9 protein-coding genes are annotated in these 9,881 nt (G+C 36.7%); 2 read left to right on the top strand and 7 right to left on the bottom strand.

Annotated features, from left to right (window positions below):
* Positions 1-84 precede the first annotated feature (84 nt).
* The 4 genes from Q1A47_RS18790 to Q1A47_RS18775 all read right to left on the bottom strand — a co-directional run bounded on the left by Q1A47_RS18790 (position 85) and on the right by Q1A47_RS18775 (position 5,931).
* Positions 85-1,302 (bottom strand): bis-aminopropyl spermidine synthase family protein, encoded by a 1,218-nt coding sequence (locus Q1A47_RS18790; protein WP_299632681.1) that lies wholly within the window; start codon positions 1,300-1,302, stop codon positions 85-87.
* 769 nt (positions 1,303-2,071) lie between these two features.
* A complete protein-coding gene (locus Q1A47_RS18785) occupies positions 2,072-2,716 on the bottom strand; it encodes a peptidylprolyl isomerase (protein ID WP_026679984.1) in 645 nt (214 codons plus the stop codon).
* A 579-nt stretch (positions 2,717-3,295) separates the two neighbouring features.
* Positions 3,296-3,547 (bottom strand): GlsB/YeaQ/YmgE family stress response membrane protein, encoded by a 252-nt coding sequence (locus Q1A47_RS18780; RefSeq protein WP_026679985.1) that lies wholly within the window; start codon positions 3,545-3,547, stop codon positions 3,296-3,298.
* A gap of 206 nt (positions 3,548-3,753) precedes the next feature.
* Positions 3,754-5,931, bottom strand: coding sequence for a malate synthase G (locus tag Q1A47_RS18775; RefSeq protein ID WP_121604679.1), 2,178 nt, complete (start codon positions 5,929-5,931; stop codon positions 3,754-3,756).
* Positions 5,932-6,088: 157 nt separating this feature from the next.
* On the opposite strand from Q1A47_RS18775, the gene Q1A47_RS18770 reads away from it, so the two are divergent.
* Together Q1A47_RS18770 and Q1A47_RS18765 are read left to right on the top strand one after the other, a co-directional pair.
* The gene (locus Q1A47_RS18770) at positions 6,089-6,973 is read left to right on the top strand and encodes a LysR family transcriptional regulator (protein ID WP_166531000.1); all 885 of its coding nucleotides are present in this window, start codon (positions 6,089-6,091) and stop codon (positions 6,971-6,973) included.
* Between the two features lie 730 nt (positions 6,974-7,703).
* Positions 7,704-8,012 carry a hypothetical protein gene (locus Q1A47_RS18765; protein WP_051388252.1) on the top strand — a complete coding sequence of 103 codons (309 nt, stop codon included), beginning with the start codon at positions 7,704-7,706 and terminating at the stop codon, positions 8,010-8,012.
* Positions 8,013-8,350: 338 nt separating this feature from the next.
* On the opposite strand, the gene Q1A47_RS18760 is transcribed toward Q1A47_RS18765, so the two are convergent.
* The 3 genes from Q1A47_RS18760 to Q1A47_RS18750 all read right to left on the bottom strand — a co-directional run bounded on the left by Q1A47_RS18760 (position 8,351) and on the right by Q1A47_RS18750 (position 9,343).
* Positions 8,351-8,545 (bottom strand): DUF4177 domain-containing protein, encoded by a 195-nt coding sequence (locus tag Q1A47_RS18760; RefSeq protein ID WP_026679989.1) that lies wholly within the window; start codon positions 8,543-8,545, stop codon positions 8,351-8,353.
* Positions 8,546-8,638: 93 nt separating this feature from the next.
* The gene (locus Q1A47_RS18755) at positions 8,639-8,857 is read right to left on the bottom strand and encodes a helix-turn-helix transcriptional regulator (RefSeq protein WP_026679990.1); all 219 of its coding nucleotides are present in this window, start codon (positions 8,855-8,857) and stop codon (positions 8,639-8,641) included.
* Positions 8,858-8,866: 9 nt separating this feature from the next.
* Positions 8,867-9,343, bottom strand: coding sequence for a DUF2975 domain-containing protein (locus Q1A47_RS18750; protein ID WP_166531001.1), 477 nt, complete (start codon positions 9,341-9,343; stop codon positions 8,867-8,869).
* Positions 9,344-9,881: the final 538 nt, after the last annotated feature.

Genomic DNA, 9,881 nt, shown 5'->3' with positions numbered 1-9,881 from the left:
GAAAAAGATTCCAGCTATCTATTTTTGATAACTGGAATCTCTTTTTTACTTCTCCAGGCTAGTTATGTCCCAGCCCCATCATAATTACCTTTTCTTCGTCACCTTTCCTTTTAAAATAAATATTCCGTTGCTAGAATTACAGTTCGGACAACCTTCCTGTTTTAGCTGTTCAATTGTTTTGTATCTCCCTGTATACCCTACACGATATTTTTCTCCACAATGCTTGCAGCTATAGATACGTTCTGACTGCTTCAACTCTCCAGTATAGATGGGATCTGTATAAAAAGTACGCCAGTTATCTGCAATATGTGTAGCTGCTGTCGTTTTTAAAATAAGCATTTGGCTCTGGTTTGCTATCATTTGAGCACCCACATAGGAATTAAAATTTGGATATGTGGCAACAATACTCAATCCCATTTGAACAAACAAACGATTCATTTCTAACATAAATTCGGGTGACTTATGTGCAAAAGATAAAAAGATTTGCCGTCCTTGGTTACTTTTCAATGCTTGGATACCTCTAGCTAGGAATAACCCCAGTCCGTTTAGCGTATAAGGTGGATCTGTAAAAAAGCAATCGTATGACGCTACATACGTTTTGCCTAACGGGTACCGCATATCATGCTCTATACATGTGATTGGTAAGCCTTCTTTTTCTGTGAAATCACTGATGAATTGAAGAAAGCGACAATCAATATCCATTACATGAATAACCGTTCTAAATCTTTGCTTCGCAGGAAATAATTTCTTTAATAGCAAGCCAATTGATATACTAACTAAATCATCATCTCCAATACATAAGATACGTTTACCAATTAAAGCATGCTCTTTTAGACAGAGAATGGCTCGACGTAAACTAGTTTCAGCTGTACATTGTGATTGATCTAACTGTACGTCAACCTGCGGACGCTCAGCAAATAATTGATTTAACACAGCAAGGACGTCCTGACATTCGTCTAACCAATTAGCTTCGATCGATATAAGTTTATGATATAACGTTTTGTTTAATCCCTGAAAATCCAGCTCCTGTTCTACCAATATATTTCCTTTCACTGTACAGCGTACACCACGATCTTGCTTTAATATTTCCTTCTTCATCAATTCTTTTTTTACGGCGACAGTTACTGGTACTGGAAGGTGAACCCTTCTCGCTAAATTCTTTGTAGAAATCCCCGGCGCTACATAACATTCTCTGATTACTTGTTCGATAACAGCTGTACCTTCTTCTAAATCAAGTTTGGCACCTACCTGTTCGATAATATCCATTATAATAATACCTCCATATTTCCATTCTATTTTCACTCCTCTTCAAATAACTCTTAAAAACATTCATTACTTATTCCTCCCTTTTCATTTAGAAAGCTTAGCTAATCGTCAAGATCTAACGGCGATAGCCCTCGCTAGCATTCACACTGATTTCTAGATTTTTTCAGTGTAAAAAAAAGACGGCAAATGAACATGGTCATTTGCCGTCTACTAGCCCTATACCAAAGAAGCATGATTCATAAGAACTTCCAATAAAAGTCCATTCTACGAATCACCTAGCACGATTGAAGCGATTAAAAAAACCCGCACTTGAACAGCACGGGTTTTTACACTTCTTCACGTAGGATTCTAAAGACATGATTAACCGTTGTTCATTACTAATTCAGAAGGTTAGAGAAGCCCATTTCAAATAAACATTCGTATTGTCTACAAATGACCATTTTTGAACTCTAAAACCTTATTAAGTTACTGAATTAGTTGAACACACCTGTTACCATGTAATTATCTCCTCTTTATATAGGGTTGAAATCAGCATATCACACATTAGTGGGGATCACAATATATTTTTAACATGCTAATAAAAACTGTAGTTGCGCTTGAGAACTTCTCCTACCCAATCACATTGTACTAGTCTTTGTATCCTCCACTAATTGTACGTACCACAAGGGTATGATTTTAAAGGCCTTTGAACCAATTGGACATTTACTGACAATCAATCCCACTCTCACCTATATTGGTTTCTCTTCATTGCTAGAAGTGGGGGGCTTAACTTCCAGTTATATGTGGGATGAAGCTCAAAAAATGATTATTCAACTTTATCAGGTTTTGGATATTCATACCCTTTCGTATCAACTTCTACCTTCTGCATTTTTTGTTCTTCAGCTGCAGACACAATCTCGTCTGTTACCTCCAATCCTTCTGTTACTTTACCGAATGCTGCATACTCACCATCCAAATGTGGCGAATCGGCAACCGTAATAAAGAATTGTGAGCCTGCTGAGTTAGGATCAACCGATCTAGCCATAGAAATTACGCCACGTTCATGTTTAAGCTCATTTTTAAAATCATTGGAACTAAATTCTCCCTCTATGGAATAACCTGGACCACCAGCTCCCGTTCCTTCTGGATCGCCGCCTTGAATCATAAAATCAGGCATGACCCGATGAAATATCAATCCATCATAAAACCCTTCCTCTGTTAACGCTATGAAATTCGCTACCGTATTTGGCGCGATCTCAGGATATAATTCAAGCTTTATCTTTTGATCATTTTCCATCGTTATCGTTACAATCGGATTTTCTTCCACATCATTTGGATAGTCACTGCTTCCCTTGCCATTACCTGCTTCTCCCTTATCTGCACTACTCCCACAGCCAGCTAGAACGATTATGATGGCAAAAAAGAGCAGAGGGAGAAGCTGAAGCGTATTCATTCTTTGTTTTTTTCTCATTTCTTATTCCCCTTGGTTAGTAAGATTTCTTGTCCGTATTATAGCATGAAGGAGATGGGTCTATTTTCTTAATCTTCTACTTTTTTATTCCACACCTAACAAATAACGAGAATAAAGAGGTTAAACGAATGATCATATCAAAAGCTAAATAATTATGTAATTCTTTATCCATTATGAAATATAAAATACTTTTATCATACAAGTACGCTGCAAATCAACATTGGCTTAGCAGAGTAAATCCTCGGACTCATGTTATTCCCGCATGATTCTTCTACTAGCATTGTATTTATCCATTCCCGTTGGAATCATCATCAGTTCTAAATGTGAACGATAAAAAACCAAACTACGATCCGGACATAGCTTTGTATGCTTGGATTATAGTTTGGTATTCCATTTTTTGTCTCGCCACCATTATAACTTTACTGCAATTACAAGAACAACTCAGTATTCTTCCACGTAATACTCCTCACCCAGACGATTCCGTAATCTTATTATAAAGTCTTCATAGATGGCTTTTATTCTCCTGTTACATTAGTTATCTACATGAACATTTGGTTATCCTACTATATTTATTCATTTTTATGTTTGTCGCATACTTTTCATAATGAAGCTTACGATTAAGATTAAAACAATCGCTCCAATTAAAGCAGGGATGATGAAAAATCCGCCCATTTCTGGCCCCCACTCACCTAGGATTAGTGAACCAAGCCATGCGCCAATAAATCCTGCTATAATATTTCCAATAACCCCTCCCGGGATATCACGACCAACAATAAGACTTGCCAGCCAGCCAAGAATACCACCAATAATTAATGACCAAATAAAACCCATATTGATTTCCTCCTAAAGATGTTTTGTTTCTAGGTATAGGAATAGCTTTCCCAAAATGTATGGTTTTAAACAATCATAGAAATGAAGCAATATCAGTAATTATCACATTAACTATTTGCTACTTGATAAACCTCAAGCAGAGGTGCTCCTGTTAACTAACAATGGTTTACCTTCTATCAACATAACTGGAAATCGATCATTTCTTGTCAACTTTTCACATGGTACTTTTCTTTTGCTTCTAGTCGGCGTCGATGAAGAATTGGTTCTGTATATCCACTTGGCTGTGATTTCCCCTGCAATACAAGATCGCATGCTGCTTGAAAAGCAACGGACTCGTTAAAGTTAGGAGCCATATTGCGATATGCAGGATCACTCGCATTTTGCTTATCAACAATTCTTGCCATTCGCTTTAACGTATTAATTAGTTGCTCTTTGCTGCAAATTCCATGATGAAGCCAGTTCGTCAGCATTTGACTAGATATGCGGAGTGTTGCACGATCTTCCATCAATGCAACATCATTAATATCTGGAACCTTCGAGCAGCCAACTCCTTGTTCTACCCAACGAACAACATAGCCAAGTAATGTTTGGGCACTATTATCAAGCTCCTCCTGTATTTCTTCAGCTGACCAATTTTCATGTTTAGCAATTGGTATCTGTAAAATATCAGCTTGGTAATCCTTTGTCTCTTTTTCAATTTCCGCCTGCACGTCCGTGACGTTTATTTCATGATAATGTAGCGCGTGAAGCGTTGCAGCCGTTGGTGATGGAACCCAAGCAGTATTCCCGCCAGCCTGTAGATGTTCAATTTTCTGCGCTAGCATATCTGCCATCAAATCTGGCATTGCCCACATACCTTTACCAATTTGTGCTCTTCCTTTCATTCCAGTTCTTAAACCAGTATGGACATTATTTTTTTCATAACCATTTAACCATGAAGAAGTCTTCATTTCTCCTTTTCGAATCATGGGGCCGGCTTCCATGGACGTATGGATTTCATCTCCAGTACGATCTAGAAAGCCGGTATTAATAAACACAATTCTATCTTTAACTTCATAAATGCAATTTTTTAAATTAAGCGTTGTCCGGCGTTCTTCATCCATGATACCGATTTTTAGTGTATACCGGGGCATATCAAGCATATCTTCTACTCGATTGAATAGTTCATTCGCAAATGCTACTTCTTTGGAACCATGCATTTTCGGCTTCACAATATACACGGACCCTTTTTGCGAGTTTTGGTATGGACTATTACCCAATAGATCATGCTTCGCCATCAAGCTTGTGAACACGCAATCCATGATTCCCTCTGGAATTTCTTTTCCAAATTCATCAATAATTGCATTCGTTGTCATTAGATGTCCAACATTTCGGACAAACATAAGTACGCGACCAGAAAGTGTAATTTCCTCTCCATTCAATCCAATATAATTACGATCTGCATGTAATGTACGTGTTACTTTCTTACCATTCTTTGTGAAGGTCGATGATAAGTTACCACGATTCAATCCTAGCCAATTCCTGTAAACAAGTGTTTTATCTGTTGCATCAACAGCCGCAACAGAATCTTCACAGTCCATAATACAGGAGGTTGCAGATTCGATAAGTACATCCTTCACCCCTGCTTTATCCACTGTACCGATAGCATGTGTACGGTCAATTTGAATTTCGAAATGTAAGCCATTATTACAAAATAACAGCGCATGTGGATTTTCTGTAAAGCCTTGATAACCGACAAACTTCGTAGCGTCTTTTAGGCTAGTTGTCGTTCCGTCATCAAGTGATACGTTTAATTTCCCATTCACAATAGCGTATTTCGTTGCTGATTTATGTGAGGCATCCATAAGCGGTGTTTGTTTATCTAAAAAATCTTTGGCAAAAGCAATTACCTTTTCTCCACGTATCGGATTATATGCCCCTATACGATCTGCTCCATTTTCTTCATTTATCACATCGGTTCCATATAAAGCATCATAGAGAGATCCCCAACGGGCATTAGCTGCATTAATAGCATAACGAGCGTTATCAATTGGAACGACAAGCTGCGGTCCAGCTTGCTTTGTAATTACATCATCGATATTTTTAGTTCCAATTGTAAAATCAGCAACTGGACTCTCTATATATTCAATTCCCTTTAAAAACGCTTGATATGCCTGAAAGTCAACTACATCATTAGCTTTATGCCAAGCATTGATCTTTTCTTGGAACGCATCACGATCCGCTAATAATGCTTTATTCTTTGGAGCTAAATCAGTAACGAGTTGTGCGAAGTCCTTCCAAAATGTTGGTTCACTAAGTCCTGTTTCTGGCAACGCTTCTGATTGAACAAACTCATAAAGTTCCTTGGAAATTTGTAGGGTTCCTACTTTCACATATTCTGTCATAGCTATTCCTCCTCTTCCATTCTTCCTTGCTATTATTTTAATCGGAGTAGCGTAGAAACAAAAATATATGTTTTGCATGAGCATTATTCCTTTTGGCTATAGCTTGCAGTATAATAAAAAACAGTAACACATTCTCTTGGTTAAAGGGGGAGATAAGATGGACATAAGGCATGTCGAATACTTTGCAGAGGTTGCGAAACAACGAAACTTCACGAAAGCCGCTACTGTACTTCATATATCTCAGCCTTCATTAAGTAAAACCATTAAAAATTTGGAAAATGAACTGGGCGCTCCATTATTCGACCGCGGGGCAAAGCAGCTTGAGCTAACAGATGCAGGACGTGCTTTTCTTGTTAATGCAATGAATGTACTTGATGCATTTGATAACTTAACTGCAGAACTTAATGACGTTATTCATTTAAAAAAGGGAGAAATCAAAATTGGAATACCTCCGATTATAGGTGCTGCTTTCTTTTCCAAACTAATTAGCAACTATAAGGAAGCACACCCAACCTTTGATATGACGTTGCATGAGGTTGGCAGTAACAGCATTAAACAAGGAGTTAGAGAGGGAGAGCTTGATATTGGCTTAATTTGTAATATCCCTATTAAAAATGAAAGCTTTGAAATCATTCAGCTACTAAAGGATCCGTTAATGCTTATTGTTCATACTGATAATCCAATAGCAAATGAAGCGTCGGTTGATTTTGCCGCTATTGAAAAAGAACCCTTTATCTTATATCGAAATGATTTTTCTCTCCATGACAGGATTATGGAAGCGTGTAGTAACCACGGCTTTCAACCAACAATCGTCTGTGAGAGCTCACAAAAAGACTTAATGATTGAAATGGTAGAAGCGAAATTAGGAGTTGCGCTGTTACCAAGTAAAATATGCGGTCAAATAAATAGTCGTAGTATTACTGCAATTCCTTTCACAAACCCTATCGTACACCTAGAGCTAGGGATGATTTGGAAAAAGCATAAATATTTGCCCTACGCCGTCAGAGAGTTTATTGCTATGTCGGAAAACTTTATTTACTAATAAAACAGATGAAAATTCGACGAGGCTGGGACAAAACACAACTTCTTTACTCAAAATACGAATAATCATATTATCAATAGGAGGATTATCGCCGCACCGTGAAACTATACGCGCTTTCCGCGGGGCACGGCATCAGCTAACTTGGTAAAGAAAAACACGTTACCAAGTGGATCTTCGAACTCGTGCTGTTCCCGCCGGAGTCTCGCTTATGTCAGGTATTAAATGAATGATTCTGATCAAAAAACGAACGATAATTAATTTCTTTGTCTCAGTCTCTTGGTAATGTCGGAGACTCCAATAAATATCTGTTTGATTGTCACAATAAAGCTTTCTAGACAGCATTCATTTACAATCCTGTCGAGTTTATGCTTATCATTGGAACAAATTATTGAAAATGACTATCCCAATGTGTAGTTAGCAGAACAGACTTATCTGGAGTAAATTCATTTTCTCCCAAAACGGCTTGATGCATAAGATCATTAACTAATTTCAAACGTCTCTTTGTACAAAATCCATCCCAATCCAAAGCCAATGATATGTTTCATTCTCTATAGCGTCTAATAACGTAATAACTATCTCCAGGAAGAAACCTTCATCGGAATTTCTCTTCCTATCGATTTACCCCTCATCTTACCCAGAGTAAAAAGAACGGTAATAGTTAGAAAAATATGTATGGGTCTCGTATTTCCGTAAATACTGAAGATACAAACTGTAAGAAGGTGGTAGTATTGTGAAAATACTAATTCTATTAGGTAGCGCTATCTTACCAACTATTTTGTACTTTTCTCAAAAATCTAATAAACGGTTCGAAATTGTATTTAATCTTTGTGCGTTGCTGTCTCTAGTTGTTTTTGGAAATATCCTTGCATTGTCTATTTATAACGTAATAAAAAATAACACTGTATTAATGACAGATATTCACGCCATTTTATTAAACCCCTTCTTTTTAATTACTGGTGCTTACCTTGGCATATATTTGATATACATGCTACTAAAGACGATTGGAATAAGTAGGGGAAATAACGACCATATCAATTAAGGTGTATAGGATTAATACATCGACTACAAAAATACCTTACATTGTTTTACATATCTATTTCATGATAAAAACCTTAGACAAGAGCTCCTATTTCCGCTTGATCATGTGATAATCCAAAAATGTGGGTACACCAGCTAATACAAAAGGAGATACTATCTGATACGAGTTCATTTATCCCCCAATTTGTTCTTTTTTGATTTACAAAATATGCATAATGACAAATTCAATCTTGGTTATTCCAAGAATTTTTAAAACACCAATCAAAATATTTTAATTTCCACTGTAAAATCCCCTACTATGCTCAGGGATTTTTTGACAGAAGGCGATATTAATAAATTTTACGCCCTTCGCTTAAATACGATTTGGTTAAAGTTAACCGATACTTCTCCACCGAATCCACCCACTTGAGGAATGATATTCACTAGCTCCCAGCCTTCATTACCAAACTTATTTAACTTCTCTTCCAACTCCTCACAATCTGCAGATGTAATTCCTAAGGTCCATGTTTCAACTGCATACTCCCACTTTTCCAAATCGATAACCTCCTTATGCTGCAAAAAGCATTTTATACCTTATACGAATAGTAGGTACAGAGGTTTCACCGAATACCAAACCAGATTGCTTACTTATCGGTCACTATCCTCTATTTTATACTCCAGAATGTCACCAGGTTGACAATCTAATGCTTTACAAATCGCATCTAACGTGGATATACGAATCGCTTTTGCTTTCCCATTTTTCAATATCGAAAGGTTAGCCATTGTAATTCCTACTCGATTAGATAGCTCTGTTACACTCATTTTTCTTTTCGCTAACATCACATCAATATTAATTATAATTGCCATATTTCCACCTCATACTGTTAAATCATTTTCTGTTTTGATCGCTAATGCACTACTTAATAATTGCTGCAGGACCGCTGCAAAAACGGATACAACAATGGATGCAAAAATAATTGTAAATGCGATAAGTGCTACTCCAGGGTGAAAAGCATGCTGTGACATAAGGTATAGGGCGCCTATTACATATAAAATACTAATTACCACTGCACAATATTTTATATAGCGTAAGGAAATCACTGATGCCTTCGAGAAGGCATGATGAATTTCAATGTAGTTTAAAATTTTTATAGCTTGATACAAAGCAAAATAAAAAGGTATTGCCGTACTATACAAACCTACTAAAATGGGGTATTGCAAATGACGAAATGCTGGAAATTGCTCTGCGGTATTACTTGCCAACGAAGGTAGCCAAAATACACATAATGTAAGTACAATAATTCCAATAATGATAACAGCTATTTTTAAAAAAATGGTTGTACCTTTCTTAATCTTCATGAAAGCACCTCACTTATTTATCATTAACAACATAATAATGCAAAATTTATTGTAATTCAATAAATACTTATCATTTTGGATAATTTAATGGAATAAATATAAAAGCATTCCTAATTGACTAGAAATGCTACAAGCTACTTAGTATATCCATTTTCCATTGAAGCTCTATCATTTAGAAAAACAAGTGAAGCTGCTTTACATTAGTTCAAGGATCAACCATAAACACAAAAAGATTATCGGAAACATAAACATGGATGCTATCATCGTTACTTTAGGTCTTTTGAATACATGAAGAAAGTACAAAGGAATGCCAAAAGTAAATACATCCACTAACATCAAGCCAAAAAACTTACTTACCACTCTATCATTGATGGTAACATCCTCCTCATTACTAACTGGTTAGGTGCCCGCTACTTTTGCCCAAACCAAACTTAACAATCTGATTCATAAATACCTAAGAAAAACGGAGCAAAATTCGCTCAGTCCTTATCACTAAATGCTCAGATTTACGCTTCCTCTAGTAGCTATTATG

The sequence above is a fragment of the uncultured Virgibacillus sp. genome, assembly GCF_947495635.1.
GTDB lineage: Bacteria > Bacillota > Bacilli > Bacillales > Amphibacillaceae > Virgibacillus > Virgibacillus salarius.
The sequence above is the reverse complement of the archived record's forward strand: the minus strand, read 5'-3'. Positions and strand labels throughout refer to the sequence as shown.